General features: G+C 64.4%; 21 protein-coding genes. 1 reads left to right on the forward strand and 20 read right to left on the reverse strand.

What is annotated here, in order from left to right:
• Position 1: 1 nt before the first annotated feature.
• The 19 genes from BM338_RS15190 to BM338_RS15280 form a co-directional block, all read right to left on the reverse strand.
• Positions 2-325: a hypothetical protein gene (locus BM338_RS15190; protein ID WP_090452098.1), complete on the reverse strand. Its 324-nt coding sequence runs from the start codon at positions 323-325 to the stop codon at positions 2-4.
• A 12-nt stretch (positions 326-337) separates the two neighbouring features.
• Positions 338-853, reverse strand: coding sequence for a phage baseplate assembly protein V (locus BM338_RS15195; protein ID WP_090452100.1), 516 nt, complete (start codon positions 851-853; stop codon positions 338-340).
• A complete protein-coding gene (locus BM338_RS15200; protein ID WP_090452102.1) occupies positions 850-1,977 on the reverse strand; it encodes a hypothetical protein in 1,128 nt (375 codons plus the stop codon). The genes BM338_RS15195 and BM338_RS15200 overlap by 4 nt, the downstream gene beginning before the upstream one ends.
• Before the next feature lie 4 nt (positions 1,978-1,981).
• Positions 1,982-2,341, reverse strand: coding sequence for a hypothetical protein (locus tag BM338_RS15205; protein ID WP_090452104.1), 360 nt, complete (start codon positions 2,339-2,341; stop codon positions 1,982-1,984).
• Positions 2,338-2,994, reverse strand: coding sequence for a hypothetical protein (locus BM338_RS15210; RefSeq protein ID WP_090452106.1), 657 nt, complete (start codon positions 2,992-2,994; stop codon positions 2,338-2,340). The genes BM338_RS15205 and BM338_RS15210 overlap by 4 nt, the downstream gene beginning before the upstream one ends.
• Positions 2,991-5,768 carry an eCIS core domain-containing protein gene (locus tag BM338_RS15215; protein ID WP_177229375.1) on the reverse strand — a complete coding sequence of 926 codons (2,778 nt, stop codon included), beginning with the start codon at positions 5,766-5,768 and terminating at the stop codon, positions 2,991-2,993. Before BM338_RS15215 ends, BM338_RS15210 begins: the two co-directional genes overlap by 4 nt.
• 25 nt (positions 5,769-5,793) lie before the next feature.
• A complete protein-coding gene (locus BM338_RS15220) occupies positions 5,794-8,136 on the reverse strand; it encodes an eCIS core domain-containing M35 family metalloendopeptidase (protein ID WP_177229376.1) in 2,343 nt (780 codons plus the stop codon).
• A gap of 4 nt (positions 8,137-8,140) precedes the next feature.
• Positions 8,141-8,452: a hypothetical protein gene (locus tag BM338_RS15225; RefSeq protein WP_090452114.1), complete on the reverse strand. Its 312-nt coding sequence runs from the start codon at positions 8,450-8,452 to the stop codon at positions 8,141-8,143.
• Positions 8,449-10,611 (reverse strand): ATP-binding protein, encoded by a 2,163-nt coding sequence (locus BM338_RS15230; RefSeq protein ID WP_090452115.1) that lies wholly within the window; start codon positions 10,609-10,611, stop codon positions 8,449-8,451. The genes BM338_RS15225 and BM338_RS15230 overlap by 4 nt, the downstream gene beginning before the upstream one ends.
• Positions 10,608-11,852 (reverse strand): Pvc16 family protein, encoded by a 1,245-nt coding sequence (locus tag BM338_RS15235; protein WP_090452117.1) that lies wholly within the window; start codon positions 11,850-11,852, stop codon positions 10,608-10,610. Before BM338_RS15235 ends, BM338_RS15230 begins: the two co-directional genes overlap by 4 nt.
• Positions 11,849-12,598 (reverse strand): hypothetical protein, encoded by a 750-nt coding sequence (locus tag BM338_RS15240; RefSeq protein ID WP_143109317.1) that lies wholly within the window; start codon positions 12,596-12,598, stop codon positions 11,849-11,851. The genes BM338_RS15235 and BM338_RS15240 overlap by 4 nt, the downstream gene beginning before the upstream one ends.
• The gene (locus BM338_RS15245; protein WP_090452121.1) at positions 12,595-13,341 is read right to left on the reverse strand and encodes a T4 family baseplate hub assembly chaperone; all 747 of its coding nucleotides are present in this window, start codon (positions 13,339-13,341) and stop codon (positions 12,595-12,597) included. Before BM338_RS15245 ends, BM338_RS15240 begins: the two co-directional genes overlap by 4 nt.
• Before the next feature lie 2 nt (positions 13,342-13,343).
• Positions 13,344-13,871, reverse strand: a complete 528-nt coding sequence (locus BM338_RS15250; protein WP_090452123.1) for a phage tail protein — start codon at positions 13,869-13,871, stop codon at positions 13,344-13,346.
• Between the two features lie 10 nt (positions 13,872-13,881).
• Positions 13,882-15,471: a phage tail sheath family protein gene (locus BM338_RS15255; protein ID WP_090452125.1), complete on the reverse strand. Its 1,590-nt coding sequence runs from the start codon at positions 15,469-15,471 to the stop codon at positions 13,882-13,884.
• Between the two features lie 34 nt (positions 15,472-15,505).
• Positions 15,506-15,775, reverse strand: a complete 270-nt coding sequence (locus tag BM338_RS15260) for a hypothetical protein (protein WP_090452127.1) — start codon at positions 15,773-15,775, stop codon at positions 15,506-15,508.
• A 377-nt stretch (positions 15,776-16,152) separates the two neighbouring features.
• Positions 16,153-17,148, reverse strand: coding sequence for a sigma 54-interacting transcriptional regulator (locus BM338_RS15265; RefSeq protein ID WP_090452129.1), 996 nt, complete (start codon positions 17,146-17,148; stop codon positions 16,153-16,155).
• Between the two features lie 296 nt (positions 17,149-17,444).
• Positions 17,445-18,905 (reverse strand): efflux transporter outer membrane subunit, encoded by a 1,461-nt coding sequence (locus BM338_RS15270; RefSeq protein ID WP_090452131.1) that lies wholly within the window; start codon positions 18,903-18,905, stop codon positions 17,445-17,447.
• Positions 18,902-22,099, reverse strand: coding sequence for an efflux RND transporter permease subunit (locus BM338_RS15275; protein ID WP_090452133.1), 3,198 nt, complete (start codon positions 22,097-22,099; stop codon positions 18,902-18,904). Before BM338_RS15275 ends, BM338_RS15270 begins: the two co-directional genes overlap by 4 nt.
• The gene (locus BM338_RS15280) at positions 22,096-23,232 is read right to left on the reverse strand and encodes an efflux RND transporter periplasmic adaptor subunit (protein ID WP_090452135.1); all 1,137 of its coding nucleotides are present in this window, start codon (positions 23,230-23,232) and stop codon (positions 22,096-22,098) included. The genes BM338_RS15275 and BM338_RS15280 overlap by 4 nt, the downstream gene beginning before the upstream one ends.
• A gap of 135 nt (positions 23,233-23,367) precedes the next feature.
• Here BM338_RS15280 and BM338_RS15285 point away from each other — a divergent pair, with 135 nt between their 5' ends.
• The gene (locus BM338_RS15285) at positions 23,368-23,994 is read left to right on the forward strand and encodes a TetR/AcrR family transcriptional regulator (protein WP_255367331.1); all 627 of its coding nucleotides are present in this window, start codon (positions 23,368-23,370) and stop codon (positions 23,992-23,994) included.
• Between the two features lie 30 nt (positions 23,995-24,024).
• On the opposite strand, the gene BM338_RS15290 is transcribed toward BM338_RS15285, so the two are convergent.
• Entirely contained in the window at positions 24,025-25,647 is a 1,623-nt protein-coding gene (locus BM338_RS15290) for an MFS transporter (protein WP_090452138.1), read from the reverse strand.
• Positions 25,648-25,651: the final 4 nt, after the last annotated feature.

A 25,651-nucleotide genomic window follows, 5' to 3' on the forward strand; every position in this document is an offset into this window, starting at 1 on the left:
CTCACATGGCGATGACGCGCATCTGGCTGGCCACCGCAGGCAATGGCGTGCCAGTGGGCGCACACATCGCTTGGCTATCCAGCAACAACAGCGGCTGCCCATTCGACGTCACCCGCGTAGCCGCGCTAACGAACTGCGCGCTGATGCAAGGGCCATTGCCGGCGGGCGGCGGCGGCAATGGGCAAGCGGACACCAGCCACGGAGCGGCCGCGGTCACGGTCGGCTGCCCGCTCACCGTGACGACCGGGTTCGGTACGGTCGGCTGCGCTTGCCCGCCGTGCGAACAAAGCACGGTAGCGCCGACATGCAGGAGCGGACCAGGCATTAGGCATTCTCCCTAAGACACCATCAGTGCGCCGTTGTTGATCATTACCTCGGTCCCCGTCATCAGAATCGTGGCTCCCTGGCCATTGGTGATCGTGATACCGGCTTGATTGACCATGATCATCGAGGTGCCACTCCGCAGCAGGAGACCGCCCGCCGGCCCTGGCAGGTCGCTGATCGAAATCACGTTCTGCCCCAGGGTCTGCAGCACGATGCTCGGACTCAAAGGATTGCCTGCCTGCGCGAGCGCCGGCACTTCCGCACGGGAGCCCCACCAGCCACCCAGCCACACGGGGCGGTCGGCATCCCCACCCTCGAACATCATCCACACGCCGGCGTCCATCGGCGGCACGGCATAAATGCCCGCCTGAATGCCGGTCATCGGCAGGCATGGCATCGCCCAGCTGGAAGGCGTATCGCCGCAGACATCCGTCACGAAAGCCTGGATGCGCCCCTGATTCAAAGGGTCCACGCAGTTGCACACCGTGCCCCGGTAGATGCCCATGTATTTAGGCGTGTCGTCCGTCATAGCTGCACCGTATCGACCGAGGAGAACAGGCCGCCACGCTTGAGCGTGAAGCTTTGCGTGTATTGGCCATGCTTGATGTTGTGGGTGACGCTTTTGACGCTGTACAGCCCGTCGTAGTACGGGCCGGCGCCGCGCACACCAACTTTCTGCCGCGCCTTGAGTACATGTCCGTAACGCAACACATCCAGCTGTCCGCTTGCGCTGACTGCATCGGCGGACCTGACAAGGGCACCGATCACGATCATCGCCGCTTCGGCGAAACTCTTGTTCGCCATATCGCCCAGCACTTCGCTCTTCAGCGGCGTAGGCGCCTTCTTGGAAAGCGAGGCCTTGAGGAAATCGATGTCCGGCAGTGGGATCGGAATCGGAATCTTCGAATTCGGCTCCAGAATGGTGACGATGTATTGCTTGGCAACGGTGCCGTCGTATGAAAAATTCAGCGACTCGGCATTGCTCGCCACGTCCAGGTCGACGCCTAGTGCGGATTGCGTGGGAAAGAAGCCGCCGAGCTCCGGCCCCCAGTACGCAATGCTCATTCCGGGCTGAGGGCCGGGGTCGATGTAGAACACGTGGCCACAGCGCCTGGCCAGGGAAGTGACGTATTGGTAATCGGTGCCCTGCTGCTTCTGCAAGCGCTCCAACGGGTTCTGCACCAGGCCGATGACGTCAGGTATCACCACCGGAACCACGCCGAACGCCAGATACTTAGCCAGCACCAGATCGATGATCGCGAACAACGGCATCGCCGGATAAGGGATACCCGTCAAATCGATGAAATCCATCAGCGCGGAAATGTCGAGTCCGGTGACGGTGAGCGTGGATTGCCCCGGGGTATTACTCGGCGTGACGTCCTGCTTGGTGATGATGCCGTCCATCAGCACCGTCGGCGAACCATTGACGACGACGGTGATAATGACCCGGCGGCGCGGATCGAAATAACCGGAAGGCAGCAGCGTCTGTCCGATCAGCGAGCGCTTGCCCAGGGTGAACTTGAGCTGGAATCCGCTTTGCGCGCCGACAGTGCTGGATACCTGCACCTCCGACAAGGCATCGATAACCGGCTGCGGTGCGGGATCGGCACCCATCGAACCGACACGCAGCGATAGATAGAGCCCCTGATTCATGACGTCATGCCACCGGCCCAATGACGCCAGCGGGCAAGGTGATGCGCAGGCGGCGGCCCATGACTTCGGTCAGCGCGTCGGGCCGCATCGCGTTGTTCGCGTCGCACAGCCGCCAGAACTGCAGAGGGTCGCCCAGGGCCTGGGCAGCGATATTGTCCAGGCGTTCGTTCTGAGCGACGACGTGGCAGTCGATCGACTGCAGCTGATCCGGCGACGGCAGAAAGCGCCGCCGCAAGTAGGGCACTAACTTGCCGTCGGACCCGCTCCATATCGTGGTATCGATCGCGTAGTACCGACTGGTGATCGGAAACTGCTGCGCCACATTGAAGTTCGGCTGCAGCACCGCCTGCATGGGATCGCTCATACCAAACCTCCCCCTCCGAGCATGTTCAGCGTACCGGCCGGCCCTTGCGTGGCCAGTCGCTCCTTTTGCCGCTGGAACACCATGTAAAGGCCGCCGCCGCGATGGTCGAACCCAAGATCCGTTACTGACAGCACTCGCATACCGAGACTGATCTTGGCGCGGATCGGATTGAGCGCGGTGTCGAATGCTTCTTCGGTGATGCTGAATTCGGTGATGCGCATGGGCAGCACGCGATTGCTGCTCCAGATGAACAGCGTCATCGGCGCCTCGGCGGGAATGATCTCGAGTGCGCCTTGTTGCGCGAGCGTGTAGTTCGCTTCGAGACGCGCACTGGTCGGATAGACGATGATTTCCAACGCCGCCAATTGCGGCGCAAGCCCGGATTGCACCGCGATCTGGTTCTGGTCCGGAAATTCGAGCTGGTCGGTGAGGTCGAGCTCGGCCTCGAGCTTGATGGTTTCGATAGGCGGCCCTTTCAGCCGCAGCGCCTCCGAATGATCGGCGCCGTCGCCGGCGCCCTGCACTTGCAAGGTGCGGCTGACCGAATCGGGGTTGTATTGCAGAGCAATCACGCGCTGCACGGCACCGGAAGCGGCATCGAGCAGCACGATGCCGCCTTTGAGCAAACGCGGCGAGCCGGGGAAGCTGCTCATGGTTTCGGTTCTCCCGATGGCTGCTCCGGCGGCGTGGGGGGCTGATAACCCTGCTCTCCCGGCGTCAACGCTGCCGAATCGAACGGCAGTTGGCTTTGCTGGCAGTAATCGTTGCGGGGACCGCCAGCCAGAATCTCCTCAGCGAACCTGTCCGCATTCACACCCGGAGCCTTGGCGAACGCCCAAGTAATCAATGCGCAGCGACCGTAGCGCGCGTTGAACGCGCGATGCAGCGCCGGCACCTCACCGGTGAAATAGGCGCGCGCGAGCGTTTCCTCGCCCACCGCCTCCACCAGCCGATTCACGCCGACGACTCGGTCGTCGTAGCCGGACCCGTAGGGCATGTTGATCTCATCCTGCAGCTTTCGCGTGAAGTATTCCGTGGTGCCCTCAACCACGTAGTTGTGCAAAAAGGCGAAGTCCGGGTGTGAATAGGCGTGCAATCCCTCATGCAGCAGCGTTCCTGCGGTTTCGCTGCTGCGGATGTAGTAGATGACGGGCTGTTGCGGTGTCGCGTGCTCGAGTTGCTGGCCATGACAAGTGGGCTCGGCAGTTGCCGATGGAAGTGGCGTTGGCGCACGTCCGCTAATCGGCTGGACGGCGGGCCCGGTATCGGTCCAGCCGATCAAGCCGCCGCAGTCCGGATCGTGGGTACGGCATTCGTGCCGTTCGCACAGCTCCGCTCTGCTCACCGCGTGCACGCGTGCTGCCCGCAATGCCGCGGGGATACCGCCCGGCAGATAGCGGCCGTAGCGGCGGCGAATGAGCATGTCTGCCTCCGGCACTGTCTCCGACGTGGTATTCCTGGACAATCCACCGATCAAACCGCCGACTAACGCACCGACACCGACGCCGATCGCGCCACCGATCAACGCCCCCATGCCGAACGGTTGGTTGTGCATCGCCGCGGCCACGCCCAGGCCGATCAGGGCACCGGCCGCGCCCACTGTTGCGGCGCCGATACCGATGCCGGCAGCGGTCTGCTCACCGCGGGTCATCGCGAGCAAAGACTGCTTGGAGCCATGCATGATCTGCGCCGTGCGACCATCGGCGACGGACGCTCCTGCTATCGCGGCCTCCCGCTCAAGGCTGGCAACGGATGCCGCCGGCGCGGAAGACTCATTCTGCGTCACGTGCGCCAGTTCGTGACCGAGTATCGTCCGGCCCTCACGCGTATCAGGCGCATACGCATCCTGAGCGAGATAGACATCGCTTCCGCTCGTCACGGCGTAGGCATTCATCGCACCGGTCAGGTGCTGGGCCCGGCCGTCGCGATGCAGGCGCACACGCGAAAAATCCCGGCCGAACCGGTCTTCCATCACTTGGAGGGTCGAGCCATCCATCGGTTCGCCGCCTTCGCCGGACGGCAGCCCTTTGGCCGGAGAAGCCGCCGGCGTACCGCGCGATGCGTGAGCGGTGCCGCCCCCTGCCCGCTCGGCCCATTCATCGGCCTCGCGCTCCTGCGAATCGGTACTGTGCGCGTCGCGCTGTTTCGGCTGCAGCTTGCGCCGCTTCTGATCGCGCGGCCCTTTATTACGATCGTCCGTCGCCGCGCCGGCGATAGCGCCGACCGCACCACCGAGCAGCATGCCCGCGGCGGCACCGCCGGCGAGCGTACCGAGGATGGCACCCATCTGCGCGTTCCCGCTCAGGCCACCAGCACCAGCGCCGATCGCGATCGCCCCAGCCAGACCGCCAACGCCACCTGGCAACAATCCCCAGAGGGCGCCTTTCTTCGCACCGCGCCACCATCCGGAGGTCGACGCGTAATCAATCTGCTCAGTAACCAGCGCATTCAAGGCATCGAATTCGAGTCCCTCGTTGATGTGCGCTTTTTCGGTGTTACCGACATAGATGTACAAGTGTGGTATCTGGCGATCCACATAACCTTCGATGGATTTCTTGTTGGCATCGTTATCGGTATCAACCGAGTAGAAGCGCACGGGCACCGACGGTGGCTGCTTGCGTAATTTGGCGCAGATTTCCTCGAGTCCGCTCTTGTTCTGCTGACAGCCCTGGCACCACACGGCGCCGAACTCCACGATGGTCACTGCACCTGCCTGCAGCAGAGACGAGATGTCCTCGCCAACCACTTCTTCGATGCACGGCCCGGTAGCCGCCGGCGCGCCCGTTGCCGCGGCTGCGGGGTCATTGGCCGGTGCTTCGGTTTTTGCCTCCTTGCGTTGCAGACCAGCGCTGGCCGCGGCGGTGTCCGTCGCGGGCGCGCCTGCCAACGCAGCATCGGCGGCGCTGTCCGCGTGGGCTTCACTGGCGCTCAAATCGGACACCGCGATCGCGCCGCCTGGCGGTGATGACGCGCCGTCCTGCTGTGCCACATGGGCCAGCTCATGCGCCAGCAGTCGCCGGCCCTGCTCGCTGGATGGCGCATACATGCCGCTGTCGAACACGATATCGCGACCGACCGTATAGGCCTGCGCATGCACCGCCTGCGCGGAGCGGCCGGCCTGCTCGCCGGTATGTACGCGCACGTGCGAGAAATCGCGATCGAAGCGGCTTTCCATGAAGGCCTGAGACGAGGCATCCATAGGCTGACCGGGACCGCGTAAAACGTCGTAGACAATGGCTGGCGCATCGCCGGCATGTGCAGACGAAGCTTTGCGCTGCAAAGCCTGTTTCTTGCTGGCGCACTCTTCGCATTCGCCGCCGTCGGTGTGCGTGCCACATTCGCATTTGCGTTGCAGCATGGTGTGCCCGACCGAGCCGACGGACATCGAGCGGCGTGCGGATGCGGCGCGATAGTAGCGAAAGCTCATGGTCGCAACTCCTCTGCCGTGATGTTCATGCGATCCCCGTCCCTGGGGGTGACATCGGCACATCATCGACCGGTCCGATCGGCAGAGCCGTGCCAATGGATCTCGGCCCGGCTTCGATTTCGTTCTCGCCCTGCTTGCGGCGCCAGATGCCGTTGACCTTTTCCAGCCAAGTGATGGAATGCCACCGGAATTCGTTGGATACCGGCGTCCACGGGCCATTGCGCACGCGCGCATGGACGAATTCGACAAAGCTGGCTTTGTAGACGAACTCTTCGGCCGCGGCTGCACCTGGGCCGGGCTGGTTCAAGTTCGGCAAACCCGGCCCGTCGATGGCGTAAATATGGTTGTTGACCGGAATCAAAGACTCGTCGCGGTCCGTGTGATCGTCGTCGGTCCCTGGCGGGTCGTACTGCAGCAGCTCCCACTGCCCGCCGGCACTCCGCCAGATCGCGCGTTCTTTGGTCCGTTTGAAATCGTATTCCACCCCGCGCCGATGTTCGTCGATGTCCCCGCGCACCTCCATGATGTTCAAGCCGGTCTGCGCATCGAGTCCGAGACCGGGAAGGTCAGCGCAGACCGGACACGTGTTCTCTTCGCTCAAGTCGCCGCTGTTGCGGAAATGGCCCACCGTCACCTGCGGCAGATTCGGGCCGGGATTCGCGCTGCCGGGCGCGGCGCCGGTGCCGGGCAACTGCGCGATCAATTCGCTCGCAAAATACGCATACGAGTCGGGATTGCGCAGCGCGTTGTCGAGATTCATGCCGCAGCCCGGCTGATACTGGATATCGTCGAGTAGGCCGGCCATGTGCACCGATTCATGTACCACAGTAATCGCTTGTCCCTCGGCGGATTGACGGAAAAAATCCGCGCAAAGGAAGACTTCTGGAATGGTGGTGGCGTGCCCTGTTCCGTCGTCCTGGCCGTACGTCACCGCATATTCGCTGGTGCACGGGATGGCATGCGCCGCCCCCGTCGAATCGCGCACGGTCATGCCGGCGAGTTCGGCATCTCCGCCCTCCGCACCGCAGTGATAAATGCGTCGAGGCAACGCACCACGCACACGGGTGAAAACGTTGACTATCTGTGCGATCTGCGCCGGCGATGCACCGTGAAAACGGCAATCGATCACCTGTCTTACGTGCGGGGCATCGACCTGGGTCGAGAGCAGCCTGATCGCGTTGTCCACCATCTCTACCGCCGACTGCCGCGCATACTCCAGCATCAAAGACTGGCGCCCGGTGCATGTGGGGCCAGTGTTTCTGCGTTGCTGTGCCGTATCGCGCGGCAGGCGCGCTTCCAGTAGCCGCTCGAAGCGGTCGTGATTGTCGCCGCCGACTTTGTGATCGATATCCTGCACTGACAGGCCATGAATGGGATCGAGCAGGAGCACGATGTCGGGCGTGGTGGAGCGCTCCAGGATGGTCAGGATCGCTCTTTCATCGTCATCGCCCGTCACTCCCGACAGCATCTCGCGGATCAGCAACCGCTTTAGCTCTACACCCGACAAGGCGCCGCCGGTGGTGCGGTGTCCGCTGTCGAGATTGAAATCGACTTCACCCGCGACCCAGCGGCGCACGAGATCGCGCGCCTTGTTGTCGCTATCGCGGTTGTCCTGAATGTTGCGCGTGCGCGCCAGCACATCCAGATAGGCCATCAATTCGCTAGGGGTGTACACCGAGCGATCGAACGCGCCGGCCAGCCACGCGATCCCTACCCCCAACAACGCGCCGCCACCCACGACAGCCGCACCGATACCGACGCTTTCGCCCGTGCTGAGGCGATGCGCCTGTGCTTGCGGCGCCTGCGTCATGCGCACCGGGTGGCCCTGCATGACACGGTCCGCGGCCAGTTCCGCCTCGCGTTCGGCCGGATCGCCGGGTCGGCTGAGCACGGGCGCGCACTCTCCCATCGACCTGCCGAAAGAGGCGTGTTGCGCAACGTGCGCCAGCTCATGGGCCAAAAGATGTGTCCCAGTCGCCGTGCCTGGGTTGTACTGCCCGGAGCCGAACACAATGTCGTCGCCGATGGTATAGGCAGCGGCGTGGATGGCGTGCGCTGTCTGCGCGGCCTGCGCATCGGTATGGACTTTGACCGTACTGAAGTCCCGGCCGAACGCCGGTTCCAGTACCGCTCGCGCCCCCGGCTCTAGCGGACGACCCTGGCCATGCGGAATCAGCGACACACCTGCTGGTGCCGACGCAGGCGCATCTGCTGTAGCACCGCCCGACAGGCTCCGACGCGCGCACTCGCCGCACATGGCGCCGCCGGACGTGTGCGTGCCGCAGGCGCACTTGCGCTGCAACAGCGGAGCCGCTGGCGTTGCCGCTGAAGGCGCGGCGGCCACGGTCGTGGTGGCTTGCTCGCCCATGCGCTTAGCCCTTGCCCTTGGCGCCAGTCGCGCCCTCGATCGCATGCGGATGCGCGGCCCCGCTTAAACCCAGCCCCTGGCCAACCGCGGCGGCGACGCGCGCCCCCAGGCGTTCGCCCGGCCGGACCGCCGCGCGCAGCGATGTTGTCGGCAACGCATCGACGATGCCGATGCGGCGGAACGGATCCGCTGTTCCGGTCTGCCCCAGCAGCGCGGCCAGTTCGTGCTCCAGCGCCGTGCGCACCGATGCTGCCCGCTCGCCCTGCAGCAGCGCCTCGTCCAGCACCAGCCGCTCGACATGCAGCTGAATCTTCATGGCGACGTCCCGGCCGGCTCCAGCCAGCGGAATTCCGCCTCGTTGATCGGCTTCTCCAGCTTGCGGAACTCGCTACGCGCGGCATCCAGCAGCAGGGGCATGGTGATCTGCACACCAGACTTGGCGGCCATGAACGCAGCATTCAAAGCGATTCCCTGGATGCTGCCGCCGGTGAGTGCCAGCCGGGCAAGGCGCTCCAAGTCCAGAGCGCCGGTAATGACCTGCGGTGGAAACACCGAGGACCAGATCGCCTTTCGCTCGGTATTGCCCGGGAACGGAAAGTTGACGATAAAGCGGATGCGGCGGAGGAAGGCGCTGTCCAGTGCGCTCCTCATATTGGTGGCGAGGATCGCCAGGCCGCGGAAGGTCTCCAGTCGCTGCAGCAGGTAGTTCACTTCGATGTTGGCGTAGCGGTCGTGGCTGTCCTTCACTTCACTGCGGCGACCGAACAAGGCATCGGCCTCATCGAAGAACAGGATCGCCCCGCCTTCCTCGGCCGCATCGAACAATTTGCGCAGATTCTTCTCGGTCTCGCCAATGTATTTGCTGACCACCGCGGACAAGTCGATGCGGTACAGCGACAGGCCGAGCGCGTTAGCGATCACCTCGGCCGCCATCGTCTTGCCGGTGCCGCTTTCGCCGCAGAACAGCGCACTGATCGACAGACCGCGATTCATTCGGTCGCGAAAGCCCCAGTCGTCGTAGACGGTGCTGCGCTCGGCGACCTGGTCGGCGATCTGGTGCAGCAGGTTCTTCTCGGCGTCGGGCAGTTTGATGTCACCCCAAGTCGCTTTGGGTTCGATGCGTTGCGCCAACTGATCCAGCGCCGGGCGCGTACGGGCGAGCGCGCCGTGCCATAACGATTGGGCCAGCGCCTCGGGCTGCTGTGCGGCGGCGGCCAGCGCGGTGTGCGCGACCTGCTCGATCTTGCCCAGGCCGAAGTCGAAATGCCCGGCCAACTGTTTGGGTTGCCCGCCGGCCTGCTCGCCGAGCAGCCGCTGCCAGAGCGAGCGCTGCTCGAACGGTGTGGGCTTGGCAATATCGGCGCTAAGCAGGCTGCCTGCGGTACCGGGCCAAGGTTCGCGCGTATCGACGAAAGTGAGCCCACCACTGCGCGCGAGAAAACGCCTGACCGGCGCGGAGGCTGCGTCGCCGTGATCGATGTCGGCCGCATCGATATACAAGGCAATCGGCAATAGCTGGCTTTCACGCAGCCACAGGCGGATCAGCGTTTCCTGTTCGCCCACCGCGTGAGGCAACAACTCAGCCGAGAGCCGATACACCTGCACGCCGAATGCCGCAGCGATGGCCCAGGCAATGGCTTGCTTGCTGGTGCTGTCGCTACCCAGCAATTGCACTGTCGGCAACGCTTGCCCAGGCGGCACATGACGCAGCCCATCGAGCACCTGCTCCACCACCGTTTGCTGCGAAGGCGGCAGCGCCGCCTGTGCGAGCGGCGTGAGTAACGGCATAAGGCGATCGTCGAGATGGTTCAGACCTCGCACGAAATTCACCACGCGTTCGTCAGCGCTGAGTGCCGCACCGACCAGCGGCTGTGGTCCTGGCTGATGAATATCGAGCAGGCGCCAGAAGCGCAGCGGACGCTGCGGCGACAACGCATCCCAACTCGGCGCGTCGAGTATCGAAAAAGCCAGCGCGAACGTCGGCCACGGCTTGGAGGGATCATGTTGGGCCTGCGCACAGAGTGCCGGCATGCCGGTGTCCAGCTCCATCCCGATGCACAGCATCAACAGGCTACGCTCGAAATCCGACAGGCCGAGCCGTTGCGCGAGCAGCATCAGCGCAGGCGTTGACGCGCTATCGCCAGCCGGCGGTTGAACGGTCGTGTCTCTAGGGTAGCCCGCGGTGATAGGGAGCGGATCGGGACGTGCCGCCTCCAGCGCTTGCAGATCCTCGGCGGACAAAACGGCCCGCTCGGCGTGGACGCCAAAAAGCCGCGTCAGCCAGCCGTGACGTTCCGTGGAAGCGGCCGCAGCATCTTTGCTCAAATCAGCCGGTGTCGCCGGCACCTGCTGTGGCTTTACCACCGCGGGAGCGTCGCTTTGCACGGCCGCGCGCTGCAGACGCGCTCGCAAATCGGCCATTGCATCGGCAAGGTACTGATCGTTCGTCTTGAGCCACTGCGCGTAGTCGCTCATGTCACCACCACTTGCTGATCCGTCGCGAAGACGGGTGCGTTACCGCTGAAATCTACCGGCACGCTGTCCGCACCATCCACGCGCAGCCGCACTGTATAGGTGCCTGCCGCCACACTGGAGAGAGAGAACACCAAGTCGGTGGGCTGATGCGGATCGGCGGGATTGCTCATGCTTTGCGGGCTGACCACCCTGTCGCCGAACAGCAGGAAAATCCGCTGGCCATCGCGGATACGTGGCAGGCAAGTCAGGTGCAGTGTGATCGCACCCGCCGCGGCTGCTAGCGGACTGACCGTAATGATCGGCGCCAGCGCGAGCGGCAACTCGTTACTGAGCAAGGCCGGCAGAGTCGGCGACTGTTCGACCAGCCCGATGGTATAAATGCCTGGCGCCCAGCGCGACGCGGCATTGGCGTCTTCGGCCGTATCGGCCAGATGGACCTTCAGGCTGCCCGCCCGGCCACCGGCCTGCGGCGCTACTTCGACCGGCGCATCCAGGCGCAGACTGCTGAAACGAGCCATCGTGTACTCGGTCGTGAGCTGACGTCCGTTCAAGATCAAGTCCTCACCGAGACGGATCGCTGCCTGGGCTCGCGGATAAGCCAGTGTATCGAGCACCGCGGCGGCCCTTGCGGCCGTACTGACACCACGATCCTGCGGACCGCGCCGCAGCACAGGCGGCGGCGAGCGCATGACCTGGCGGCTGTCGATCAGAATCACGGTGACCTCATACACCGCCGAAACACGGTAATTGGTCTGGTACGCCGTCCATAGCTTGGAAAGTTCCTCGACGCTTTGCGGCAACGGCGTGATGCGTACACGCTCGAACTGGTCGGCCAGATCGTTGCCTGGCAACGCACTGCGAATGTCATTGCCATCGAGCACCGCGCTATCGTGCAAGGTGCTCATCGCCGCGGCCAGCACGCGGTGACTGATCGCATCCAGATCGGTTTCACCGCGGCCATAGGCGGTAATCATGTAATGCAGATTCAAGGCGAGCGCCGGCGCCGCGCTTTCGCCCGCCCGTACTTGCCCGGGCATGTCCATGTTGCGCCACGCGACGTTCGCCACGACCTGATAAAGGAACAAATTGAGCTGCGCCTTGCTGATGCCCTTGCGGGCGACGTCCGGAGGCTGCAAGGTCACCTCCAGATCGCTGAGATCGGTGTCGACCAAGGGCATCTGCAACTGCAGCAGATTGCGCAGCGTGCGCGTGGTCGCGGCGATGGCCAATGCATTGCTCATGATGTCTGCTTGCCCCGCTCGCGCAGGTATTCGTCAAGACTGCTTGGACGCGCCGCATCCTGACGCCGCGGTGTCGCCGCCGTCATCGCGGCCGGTGCGGCGCGCACTTCGAGCCGGCCGATGCTGACGTGCACCGTCGTTTCACCAGTCTCGCTGTGCGGAAGTCCGCTGGATGCAGCAGCGGATCGTGACGACTCCGGCCTGCGCGCCGGTGCCGCGGTAGCGACCGGCGTCGCGAACACGGGAGCCGCTGGCGGCAGCAAGACGCCCTGATCCTCCCGGGATCGTTCCATGGGGGGCGTAGATGCGGGCTCCAGGCGAGTCTGTCGTGGACGCACGGCGTCGCGTGATACGACGTCATGTTCCGTGTGACGAATAATCGTCGTGTGTAGCTGTGTGGCTTCAGCAGGCCGCGCTGTTTGCGGAGCGACGGACGGGGACGCTTCCTTGAACGCGACGCGCTCGTGCTGTGCGGGTGGCGCCATTTGCTCGCGCACAGACAGCGGAGCACGTCGCGCTTCCACAGGATCAACCGCATCGGCCGCCCGACTTCTGGACGTTGGCATAGGCGGCGTCTCTGTAACTTCATCGCCGACGGGCAAACGGTCCCGCTCTACCTGGACACCCTGCACGGGCGGCATCACCGCCACGCGCTGCATGGGCTCGAACAGCGACGGCAGCCGCGGCGTCAGCACGCTATCGCTGCCGATCGCCCTTGCCGCCAGCCGGTCGAGAAAGTCGCTCACGACACGCATTGCTCCAGGTAGGCCTGGCGGCGGCGCGGACTGAGCGCGAGGATGTCCGCCTCGCTCCAGTGGTAGACGCGCGCCAGTGTGTCGACGTCACGCAGTACGCGCAGCGACCAGGCGTGCAGCTCCTGCCACAGGAACCGCGCGATATCGAACATGGGTTGCCATTGCTCTTCGCAACCGGGGCAAGTGAAAGCCAGTTGCACGTCGGCCTGCGGATCGGCTGTCGCCATCGCCTGCACCATCTCGGCCTGCAGTTCTGGCGACAGTGAGCGCGGCTCGGTATCCGCCGCGCCTTCCACGTCGACAAGACAGCGTTCGAGCAGCAACTGCCGCGCCAACGACGCATCCGCACAAGCTTCCAGCGCCAACAGGTCACCACTGTTGGGCACACGGAATCTCACCTGTATATCGTCGACGGACGAGTGCAATGTGAGGATGCGCGCGGCGTCATCGCCCGCGTCGCCCTGCACGGCGAGCAGGCCGTCGCAATCGAAGCTGGCCTCCACCATCGCGCCGCAGGCGGGACAGCTCGCCACCCCGTTGAGCTGCGTGCCGAACAGGCGCGCGCGCAGCTGCAGCAGCAAGGCATCGCGCCGCCCCAGCGGCATTCCGGCCAGCGCTTCCGGCACGTTTTCGCCACAGCAGATATCGAGCAACGCCAGCCCGCGGGCCACGGCGGACTGTACGCCGCCGCGCTCCCATACGTGCAGCAACTCGCTGGCGCTGGGTGTGCGCATGCTCAACCGGCCGGCACGGTGAAGCTGGGTTCGGTCGGCTCCTGCACGCCCACGTCGCGCTCCCAGCCCTCGTTTTCCAGCTTGAGGTGCTGGATGGCCACGGCGTTGGCGTTGGCGTCCAGGTCCGGCAGCGCCTGATACTCCGACACCCAGCAGCGATAGAGCTTGTAAGCGAGCGTAAGCTGCCCGGCCTCGTTGTAGACCTCCAGGATCAGGTCCTTGCGGAAGTCCTTCAGTGACACCTCCGCACCCAGCCCTGCCCCGTAGTTCCACACCTTGTTCGCCCACTTCTCGAACTCCGGGTCGTGGGTGACGCCGCGCTCGATGGTGATCGCCTCGTACTCGGTGCGGCCGGGCGACTTGCGGCTGCTGCTGGGGTCGCCGCCCTCGCGGTGCTTCACCACTTCGGTGGTGCGCTTGAGGCCGGAGACTTTACTGACGCCGGCCACATAGCGGCCATCCCACTTCACCCGGAACTTGAAGTTCTTGTACGGATCGAAGCGCTGCGCATTGACGCTGAATTGAGCCATGACATTGTCCTCAGGTCTGGATCTGGCCGGCCATCTGCTGCAGCTGGATGACCACGAATTCGGCGGGCTTGAGCGGCGCGAAGCCGACCACGATGTTGACGATGCCCAGGTTGATGTCGTTCTGCGTGGTGGTCTCACCATCGCATTTGACAAAATAGGCATCGTTCGGCGTCTTGCCCTGGAAGGCGCCCTGGCGGAACAGGTTGTGCATGAAGGCGCCCACGTTGAGGCGGATCTGCGCCCACAGCGGATCGTCGTTGGGCTCGAACACCACCCACTGCGTGCCGCGGAACAGGCTCTCTTCGATGTATAGCGCCAGGCGGCGCACCGGCACGTATTTGTATTCGTCGGCGAGCAGATCGGCGCCACGCAGGGTGCGCGAGCCCCACACCACCGGGCCGCTGAGCGGGAAGTTGCGCAGGCAGTTCACGCCGAGCGGATTGAGCATGCCGTTCTCGCCATCGGTGAGTACGGCGCTGAGACCCTGCACGCCGTTCAGCGCGGCATCCAGTCCCGCCGGCGCTTTCCACACGCCACGCTGCGTATCGGTGCGCGCCATGATGCCGGCCACGATGCCGCAAGGTACAAACGTGTCGAGCTGGCCCTGCCGCGCCGGGTCCGACTGGATCACGCGCGGGAAGAACAGCGCGGCGTTGCGCGCGGCCGTGCCGGTCAGGCCGAGACCCGAAACCTTTGACGCATCGATGGTGCTGGGGTTGAGCCACGTGCTGGGTGCATCCACGACCAGCAAGGCCCGCCGCTCCACACAGAAGGCCAGCGCGGTCTGGTACACCGCATTGTCGGTGTCGCCGCCGCGTACATCCGCCGGGATGCACAACAGATTGAACAGATCCACTTTCTTCAGGGCGTAGATGCCGGTCTTCGCATTCGGATCGCCGTTGTAGGTAGTGGTGTCGAGCGGCGCGCTGTCATTGCCGTTGGTGGATACACCGCTGGAAGTGCCGTCCTGGTCCCACACGGTCTTGCCGGCCGGCACCGTATCGGTCATCGCTGCCGGCGGCGTGCTCGCTGGCAGGCTCAGACTGGCCGCCACGCGGATCAGCGATGAGCCGGCCAGCAGTACGCGGTCGACGCGACGGGGGCTCTCTTTCACGCTGACATTGAGAAAACTTTCCTGGGTGCCGCTCGCCATGTCGCGCACGGTTACGTTGAACAGGTCGGCAGCGGTCAATCCGTACAAGGCGGCCACATCGGCCGATACGTGATTGTCCACACGCACGCGCAACTGATTGCCCCCAATGCCGGCCGAGGCGGCTTCCAGCGGCAGATTGGTGATGGCGAACTGCGCCTTCGCCTTGCTGGGGTCGCCCTTGTACAAGCGCACGATGACTGCCTGCGCGCCGCCGTTGAGGTAGAAGTCGCGCACCGCGTAACCCATCGGGTACGCGGGATTGAGCGCACCGAAGGTGCGTTCGTAGTCACCATAGCTATTGATGGTGACCGGACCGTCCGCGTCGCCCGGCCCTTTGGCCGCGCGGCCGACGAAGGCGGTGATCGACGTCGCCACGCCGGTGATGGTGCGAACACCGCTGGGAATCTCCTCGATATAGACGCCTGGATAACTCAGGGTGGCTGGCATGGCAGTTTTCCTCGTTAATGTCAGGGTGCGTCGGTCAATGCACGGCCGGCGGGTCGGAGCGATTCAGTGCGTACAGCACGTCGCCGCCGGGAAGGCGATCGCAGCGCAGCCGACCCAGCGCGACCAGATGGCCAAGCGCCTGCTCGATGCGCTGGCGCTCGATCTCGTAGCGCTGTTGCGGCAACCACCAGCTGACGATGCCGTCGAGCGTGTCGGCCGCATCAGGATGTCGCTCCAGATACGCAAGCACGGCGCGCTCTACCTCCGGCCGGTCGGCTTCGTCGTTGGTCCGCTGATGACTCATGCGACACCTCCACGTCCGGGGATGTCTAAGGCAATACGCGTGCCAGCGGCGAGTGCGTGAAGGAATGGCGTCAGTGATGGAGTTGCGCGCGATGCGTGCGCGGCGCCGGGTGAGAGTTGACCCGGTTTCTTGTGCGCGGGTGGGTTCGCGGGTACCCGGTGTGCTGATTGGCATCGGGTCCGAGTTGCGCCTAGTTGTCGTCATTCCGGCGAAGGCCGGAATCCAGTCCAATGAATAGTGCGAAGCACTCGACATAGAATTCGTGTGCTTCGCACGCGTACTTAACTGGATTCCGGCCTTCGCCGGAATGACGACAGTGAGGCGTAGCTAAGCTTCGACGCAATCAGGCCCCGCATTGCACCGCTACAACGATGCAGCTAGCTCTGAAAGCGAAACTGCGCCGTAGCGATGCCGTGCTTCTTGAGCAGCTTGCCGAGCTGGCGCCGCTCGGTGCCGGAGAGACGCGCCGCGGCGCTGATATTGCCTTGCGCGCGCTTCATCAAGGTCACCAGATAGCTGCGCTCGAATGTATGCATGGCGTGATGCTTGGCCGCCAGATAGTGCAGGCCCTCATCATCGGTGCACGCGTCAATACACTCGAGGGTGTCATCCGGCTCCGTGGCGACGATCAGGTCGCCGAGCATCGAGGCATCGACCAGCGCACCTTCGGTGCCGAGGTAGGCGCGCAATACCACGTTCTCCAATTCGCGCACATTGCCTGGCCAGTGGTGTGCTTCCAGTACCTGCAGGGCTTCGCGCGTCCATTGCCTGGCGGGTCCGTCCAGCCGCTGTGCCACCAGCAGCAAGAAATGTTCGGCGAGCATCAGCACATCGCCCGCGCGTTCGCGCAGCGGCGGCAGGCGGACGTGCAAGGCGTTGAGCCGGTATTGCAGGTCGCGGCGGAACAGACCGGCGGCAACTTGCGCATTCAGGCAACTATTGGTCGCGGCGATCACACGCGCACTTGAGATGCGCGCCGCGCCGCCGCCGACCGGCCGGTATTCGTTGTTTTCGAGGAAGCGCAGCAGAGTGACCTGCGCCTTGCTCGACAACGCATCGACTTCGTCGAGAAACAGTGTGCCGCCGCGCGCGTGGTCAATCAGGCCCGGTTGCGCGCTCTTGGCGTCGGTGTAGGCACCGCGCTCATGACCGAACAGTTCGTTCTCGATCAGATTGTCCGGCAGTGCGCCGCAGTTGACCGGTACAAAGGGCCGCTCGCGCCGGTCGCTGGCGTAGTGGATCTCGCGCGCGGCGAGTTCCTTGCCGGTTCCGGTCTCGCCTTCGATCAGCACTTGCACGTCGCACCCGGCATACCGATGCAACTGCGTACGCATCAGCAGAAATGCTTTGGAGTGGCCGAGCATGACCGACATCGTCGCTCCTCCCTGGAGCCTATCGAGCCGTGACAGGTCATCGCCACCAGACGGTGAGATATCCGTTGGATCAAGGGGTTGGGCGGCGACCCGGGGGAGTATGCGCGGCGCAATCGCACAATCCCATCGGTTGAAAGTTATAGACGTGTGCGCTGGTGATCATTTAGAGAATTCCCCTACACCATCCTCGCTAGTGCGAAGCGCCAGTCGTGCACACCACGTTGACATTGCGGCCTCTCTTTCGGCGAAAGAGAGGCCGCAGGCTTGCGTCAAACTGACTATGGGTGTCGTCGTTCTCAATCCTTCGCCAAAGGTGTTTCGGACGGCTGGACGCCCATCGCCTGGAACAGCGCAGCGGTATCGCTGAGCCGCGCCGCGGTGGCCTGGATATCCGACAGCCGCGTGTTCTGCCAGCGCTGTTCACTGGCAAGTGTCACCGGATACGACACCGCGCCAAGTTTGTAGCGGGCCTGGCTGTGGTCGAAGGATTCGCGCGCGGCCGCGGCCGCAGACTGAGCGGACTGCAAAGCCTGCGCATCCTGGTTCAGTGCGACCAGAGAGTCGGCGACGTTCTGAAAAGCGTTGAGCACCGTCTGTTTGTACTGCGACACGGAAGCGTCGTAATTCGCGATGGCGGCCTTGCGCTGGGCGCGCAGCGCGCCGCCGTGAAAGAGCGGCTGGGCGAAGGCGGCACCGACGCTCCACACCTCACCAGCGCCAGTGAACAGGTTGGCCGTCTTGAAGGCGCCAGTACCCAGCGAAGCGGACAGCGAGATACGCGGGAACATATTGGCGGTGGCGACACCGACCTGCGCGGAGGCGGCATGCACGCTGGCTTCGGCCGCGAGGACATCCGGGCGTTGTTGCAGCAAGTCCGAAGGCACACTCACCGGCACTTCTGGCGGGGTGTGCCATTGCGACCAGGGCAAGGCTGCGGGCGCCTGATCGGGTGTGCGCCCGAGCAGAGTCGCCAGTGCGTGGCGCGCGCGCTGTGCCTGGGTGCGCAGCGGCGGCAGTGAAGCGTCAAGCGATGCCGCGTTCTGCTGTGCACTCAACAGATCGTCATGCGATGCGGAACCGAGCTTGTAAGCGCGTGCGGTGAGCTCGGCCTGTTCGCGCGCGAGTGCGGTCAGCCGCTCGGTGGCGGTGACCTGCTCGGCCAGGGCGGAGGCATTGATCGCGGTCACCACGATATTCGCCGCCAGGGTGCGCCGCGCGGCATCGAACTCGTACGACTGCAGATCGACCTGCGCCGCTGCCTCCCTCACGCCGTAGCGCGCCGCACCGAACAGATCGAAGTTATAGCTCAGATTCAACTGTCCGGCATACACGTTATAGAGATTGGTCGGCGGCCCGAACACGGGCGTGCCGAGCGCGCGCTGGCGACTGCCCTGCCCGCCCACATCCAGCGATGGCAGCAGGGCATCGCCGACTTCGGCGCGGAATTGCTGGTGCACGGCTTCCAGGGTGTGCTTCGCGGCATCGAGCGAAGGGTTGTTGCGCAAGCCTTCGTCGACCCAGCCGTTGAGCGTGTCCGAACCATACGAGCGCCACCACTCCGGCACGGCGCGCGCGCCCGGGACAAAGCGCTGCGCTACGCCGCCTGCTTCGGTGCTGTGATCCGCCACGGGCTCGACGGTGTAGCTGGCCGGCGACGGCGAAGCTGGCGGCTTGGCCGGTGGCGCGAACGAACAGCCAGCCAGGGCCGCGGCGATCATGGCGGCCGCCGCGGTATGTTTCATGCTCAGGTAGTTCATGGGGCGATCTCCTTCCGCGGCTCGTCAGCGCGCACACGGAACCATGCGGCGTACAGCGCGGGCAGATAGAACAAGGTCAGCACGGTGGCGACGGTGATACCACCCATCAGCGAGGTCGCCATCGGACCGAAGAAGTTGCTGCGCAACAGCGGGATCAAAGCCAGTACCGCCGCCGCGGCAGTGAGCGTGATCGGGCGGAAACGCCGTACGGTGGCGCCGACGATCGCTTCCCAGCGCGGATGCCCCGCCTGGATGTCCTGCTCGATCTGGTCCACCAGGATCACCGAGTTACGCATGATGATGCCGAGCATGGCGATGGTGCCAAGCATGGCGACGAAGCCGAACGGCTGGTGGAATACCAGCAGCGAGGCGATCACGCCGATCAGGCCCAGCGGTGCGGTGAGCACCACCATGAAGGTGCGGCCGATGCTTTGCAGCTGAATCATCAGCAGGGTCAGCACGGCGATCATCATCAGCGGCATCTGCGCATTGATCGAACCCTGCGCCTTCTGGTTCTGCTCTACTGAACCGCCGACTTCGATGCGATAGCCGACTGGCAAGTGCTTGCGCACCTCGTCCAGCTGCTTGTCGATGGTGTTGGTGACGTCCAGGCCCTGCGCGCCGTTACGTGTATCAGACTGCACGTTGATCGACGGCTGGCGGTCGCGCTCCCAGATCACGCCATATTCCAATCCATAGCTGACTTTGCCGAGCTGGCCCAGCGGAATCGCGGCGCCGCTGGGCGTGGGTATGGCCAGCCGTTCGATCTGATCGGGATGGACGCGGTCGCCCTTCGGTGCACGCAAGTCGACGGCGATTAGCTTGTCGCGCTCGCGGTACTGGCTCACGGTGGTGCCGGACAGCGACATGGTAAGGAAGTTGGCAACGTCCTGCGAGCTGATGCCGAGCTGGCGCGCCTTGATCTGGTCGATCTCGAAGCGCACCGAACGCTCGGCCGGCTCGTCCCAGTCGAACTGCACGCCCTTGGTGCGTGAGTCGGCACGCATCACTGCAGCAACTTGCTCGGCGATACCGCGCACGGTGGCGATGTCGTCACCATTGATACGGAACTGCACCGGGAAGCCGACCGGCGGGCCGTTCTCCAGCCGGCTCACACGGGTGCGCACGGCGGTGAACTCGCGCGGCAGCATGCCGTCCAGATAGTGCGCCAGTTGCTCGCGCTGCTCGATATTCTTGGCGGTGATCACGAACTGCGCGAAGTTGGGCTGCGCCAGTTGCTGGTCCAGCGGCAGATAGAAACGCGGCGCGCCGCTGCCGACAAAGCTGACGTAGTTGGCGACTTCCTTGCGGTCCTTGATCGCGGCCTCAAGTCGTTTTACCTGAGTCAGTGTAGCGTCGTACGAAGCGCCTTCTGGCAGACGCAGATCGACCAGCAACTCAGGGCGGTCCGAGCTGGGGAAGAACTGCTTCGGCACCAGGCCGAAACCAGCCAGCGAGATCACGAACAGCGCGACCGTCGACGCCAGCACCAGGAAGCGGTGACGCAGGCAGAAGTCCAGCCAGCCGCGGAAACGCCGATAGAACGTGGTGTCGTAGATCTCGATATCGCCTTCGTGATGCACGATGGCGGCGGCCTTGGCGGCGCGCGCGTCGTTCCAGCGCTGAGGCAGCACACGAGCCCACCATTCCTTGCCCGGCTTCGCGCGCTCGTGATGCTCGGGCAGCATGTAATAGCCCAGCAGCGGAATCAGAATCACCGCCGCCAGCCAGGACACCAGCAGTGCGATGGCGGAGACCTCGAAGATCGAACGCGTGTATTCGCCCGTGCCCGACTTGGCCAGTGCGATCGGCAGGAAGCCCGAGACGGTCACCAGGGTGCCGGTAAGCATCGGGAACGCGGTGCTGGTATAGGCGAATGCGGCGGCGCGCACCCGGCTCCAGCCCTGCTCCAGTTTCACCGACATCATTTCCACGGCGATGATCGCGTCATCCACCAGCAGGCCGAGCGCCAGCACCAGCGTGCCCAGCGAGACCTTGTGCAGGCCGATGCCGAGCAACTCCATGCACAGCGCGGTCGCCGCCAGCACGAACGGAATCGAGATCACCACCACCATGCCGGTACGGAAACCCAGGCTGAGCAGGCTCACCAGCAACACGATGGCGATGGCCTCGGCGACCGACTCCAGGAAGTCGTCGACCGAATGCGAGACCGCATGCGGCATGCTGGTGACTTCAGCCAGTTTCAGGCCGGCCGGCAGGCGCTTCTGCAAATCGATGGTGGCTTTGTCCAGCGCTTTGCCGAGCTGGATAACGTCGCCGCCCGGCTGCATGGTGATGCCGACGCCGAGCACGTGTTGCGACATGAAGCGCATCTGCTGGCTCGGCGGATCGTCGTAGCCGCGGCGAATGGTGGCGATGTCGCCGAGGCGCAGCGTCTGGTTGTTGATGCGCAGCAAGGTGTTCTTCAGCGCATCCAGATCGTTGAACTGGCCGGTGGGACGCACGAATACGCGATCGTCGGCGGTGGTAATGACACCGGCCGCGGCGACCGCATTCTGCTGGTTGATCGCCTGGGCGATCTGCTGCGGGCTGATGCCGAGCTTGGACAGCCGCGCATTCGGCATCTCGATAAAGATGCGCTGGTTCTGGTCGCCGAGGTAATCGACCTTGGCCACGCCGGGCACGCGCAGCAGTTCAGTGCGCAGCTGGTCGGCGTAGTCGTGCAATTGCGCCGGGGTGTAGCCGTCGCCTTCCAGCGCATAGATATTGGTGTAGACGTCGCCGAACTCGTCATTGAAGAACGGCCCCTGCACGCCTTGCGGCAGCTGGGCGGCCATGTCGCCGACTTTTTTGCGTACCTGGTACCAAGTATCCGGCACGCTGGAAGCCGGCGCCGAATCCTTGATATTGAAGAAGATCAGCGATTCTCCGGGCCGCGAATAGCTGCGCAGGAAATCGATCGACGGCGTTTCCTGTAGTTTTCGCGAGATGCGGTCGGTGACTTGTTCCTGCACCTGCTTGGCGTCGGCGCCGGGCCACATGGTCTGGATCACCATCACCTTGAAGGTGAACGGCGGATCTTCCGACTGCGATAGGCGGCTGTACGACAGCATGCCGAACAGCGCCACCATGATCATGATGAAGAACACCAGCGACTGGTGGCGCAGCGCCCAGGCGGAGAGATTGAAGCGCCCTTCTTCGTGCCCGGAGGAATTCTGTGTGGGCGAACTCATAGCGGCGCGTCCTCCGGATGCGGCGGCGTCACCGGCTGCACTTTCTCGCCTGCGGTAACGGTGTGTACGCCCTGCATCACCACGCGCTCACCGGCGTTCAGGCCGGTGCTCACCAGTACGTCGCGTTCGCCATAGCGCAGCACGCTGACCGGGCGCAGCTCCAGCTTGGAATCTTCGGCACGCACGACCCACACCGCGGTCTTTTCGCCCTGATGGAACAGCGCGGTGGCCGGCAATCGCACCGACTTGCCCTGGTTGGCCGCTGGTGCGAGCGCCACGTCAGCGGTCATGCCCAGGCGCAGTTGCGCGCCAGGCTCGTCGATGGATGCCTTGACCCGATAGGTGCGTGCCTGCGGATCGGCGGCGGGTGAGATGTCGCGCACACGCGCGGCGATCGGCTTGCCGGACAAGGCCAGCACGTTCACCGTGGCCACCTGCCCTACCGCGACGTCGGACAAGCGATCCTCCGGCACGTCGAAGAACACATCGCGTTCACCCGACCAGGCGAAGCCGAACACCGGCTGGCCGGCCGCAAGCACCTGCCCGACTTCGGCCTGCTCGCTCGTGATGCTGCCGTCGCGGTCGGCCACCAGGGTGGTGTAGCGCGACTGGTTCTGGCTCAGCGCGAGCTGCTGCCTGGCCTGATCGCGGCTGGCGAGCGCGGCGGCATAGGCGTCGCGGGTCTGTTCCAGCTGGAGCCGACTGATCAGGTTTTCCCTTGCCTGCGCTTCATCGCGGTCGCGCTGCTGGGTGGCGAAGACCAGGCGATGTTCGGCGGCGTCGAGTGCCGCCTGGGCCGAGGCCTGGGTCTTGCTCGCATCGGCATCGTCGAGCCGGGCCAGCGGCTGGCCTTTCTTCACCGTGTCGCCCAGGTGCGCGTAGCGCGCGATCAACTGACCGCCGATGCGGAACGACAGCGGCATCTCGTAACGCGCGTGGATTTCGCCGGGGAAGCGCAGCGCCTGTGCGCTGTCCGCGGTGGCGACCGGCTGCGCGATCACCGGCCGCGCCGCTTCGGTCTCGGGCGCTTTGCCACCGCAGGCGGACAAGACGGCGACCGCCAGGGTCGTGCCAAGTAGCCGCAACGGCCGAAGCCGCAGGCCGCCCGGGCCGGAATGATGGTGCTGAGTCATGGGTTGCTCCTGGGGAGGACGGGCGCGCAGGCGCACCCGCCGGGGATTCAGTGCCGAACACTAATACACAGTTGTATCTGAATTCAACAAAGAATCCAAATGATGACATTTGTCACCTCGTGCTAGGATGCGCGCATGTCCCGTAAAACCCTGCCCCGTAAGCGACTTACCCGCGAGGAAAGCCGCGACCAGACCCGCCAGCGCCTGCTCGACGCGGCGGCGGTGATCATTGCGAAAAAGGGCTTGCCGGCGACCAGCGTGGAAGACATCGCGGCACGCGCCGGCTATACCCGCGGCGCGTTCTATTCGAATTTCACCAGCAAGACCGATCTGTTCATCGAGCTGCTGAAGCGCGACCACGACGACATCCAGAATCAGCTGCAGCAGATCCTGGATGCGGGCTTATCGATCGAAGACACACAGGCGCAGCTGGCGGTGTTCTATGCCGAGTGCTATCGCGACGACAACAACTTCGCGCTATGGGCCGAGGCCCGCCTGCACGCGTTGCGCGATACCAAGTTCCGCACGCGCTTCAATGCGCTGTGCCTGGAGAAGCGCGACGTCATTGCGTATTTCATCACGCAGTTCTGCGCCATGATGAAAAAGACCCCGCCTGCTCCGGCCGCTGACCTGGCCTTCGGCACCATGTCGCTGATCGACGGCATGCGCTTCTTCAATGCCTGCATGCCGAACGAGCTGCCCGACCAGAACGCTCAGGCCGCGCTGGCCGCGATGTTCAGCGCAACTTTCTTCCAGAAATGATGGCCTGGCCGCCAAGGCCACGGCATTGAACTAACCTGCGGATGCATGGCCGGATACAAGCGCCCGGCCCCTTCCTTTTATCGGACGCCAGCGCATTTCTCCCTGGATCATCATCCACGCACTGATCGCACTCAGTAATGCGAGTGCCGCGGAAACCAGCATGACCCAGCGGAAACCGGCCACGAAGGACAGGCCAACGGCGTGTTTCACCGCGGCCCCGTCCGGATAGCCTTCCGGAATCGCGATGCCTGCGAGTTTCTGGCGTTGCGCCATCACCGACGACAGTACATCCGAAGGCGCGTGCAGGCGCGTGAGTTCATCGGCCAGCCTCACGTCGAAGACTCGGGTCAGCACGACGCCGAACAGGGCGATCGCCAGCAACGCCGCGGTGCGCGAAACCGCATTGTTGATGCCCGACGCGGTGCCGGCGAGATCGGGACCCACCGCATTCATCACCGTGGTGGTGAGCGGCGCCACGGTGATGCTCATGCCGAGCCCGAGCACGCATATCGCGGGAAAGAAAGCCATCCAATACGAGCTGCCGATCGATGGCCACGCGAACAAAGCGAACCCGATGGCAGCGATCACCGGACCAATAACAAGCGGAGGCTTCGGCCCGAACACATCGACCAGCGTCCCCGCCCAGCGCGACAGCAGGAACATGATGGCAATGAACGGCAACAGGGCGGCCCCGGCCGACGTAGCGCCGTAACCTTGCACCTGGATCAGGTTGAGCGGCAGGAAGAACAGGCTTCCGCCCAGCGCCGCGTAAAGCAGCAAGGTCAATACATTGGCACCGGCGAAGTTGCGTTCGCGAAACAGTCCGAGCGGCAGCATAGGTGCCGCACTACGCGCCTCTATCCGCACAAACATCAGCAGTGCGGCGATGCCGATGGCGGCGGCGCTCCATACCGGCGTCGCGAGCCAGCCGCGGGACGGCGCCTCGATCAGCGCAAATACGACGCCCGCCAGACCGATCGTCGCCAGAACGGCACCTGCCACATCGACGGCGCCGCTGTCCGCTCCGCGGCTCTCGGGAACCTTGGCCGCACAGATCAGCATTAGCAAAGCACCGACAGGCACGTTTACCAGGAAGGCCCAGATCCACGAATAATGGTCGACCAGAAAGCCCCCGATCACCGGCCCGATCGCCGCCGTGATGCCGCTGAAGGCTGACCAGGTGCCAATCGCGGCACCGCGCTCAGCCTGCGGAAACGTGGCGCTTATCAACGCGAGGCTGCCGGGCACCAATAGCGCCGCGCCGATGCCCTGCACCGCGCGCGCCGCGATGAGCAGGCCGACATCCGCCGATAGCGAGCAACCCACGGATGCCAGCGTGAACAGGCCGATGCCGAACATGAAGATGCGCCGGCGCCCGAAGCGATCGCCCAACACACCGCCCACCAACAGCAGCGATGCCAGGAACAGCGCATACGACTCCATGATCCATTGCGCATCAGACGTGGTGGCGCCCAGCTCTCGTTGAATGGCCGGCAGCGCAACATTCACCACCGTGCCGTCGATAAACGCCAGGCTGGAACCGAGAATCGCCGCGACCAGCGTCCAATACCGAGAAGGCGCCGAACAAGGCCTCGCCGCCTCGCCGTGCAGGATGACGCCGCTATCGCAGGGAGGCTTTCCGATCTGGCTCATGGCC

Origin of the sequence: Dyella sp. OK004, assembly GCF_900114495.1 — a bacterium.
GTDB lineage: Bacteria > Pseudomonadota > Gammaproteobacteria > Xanthomonadales > Rhodanobacteraceae > Dyella_D.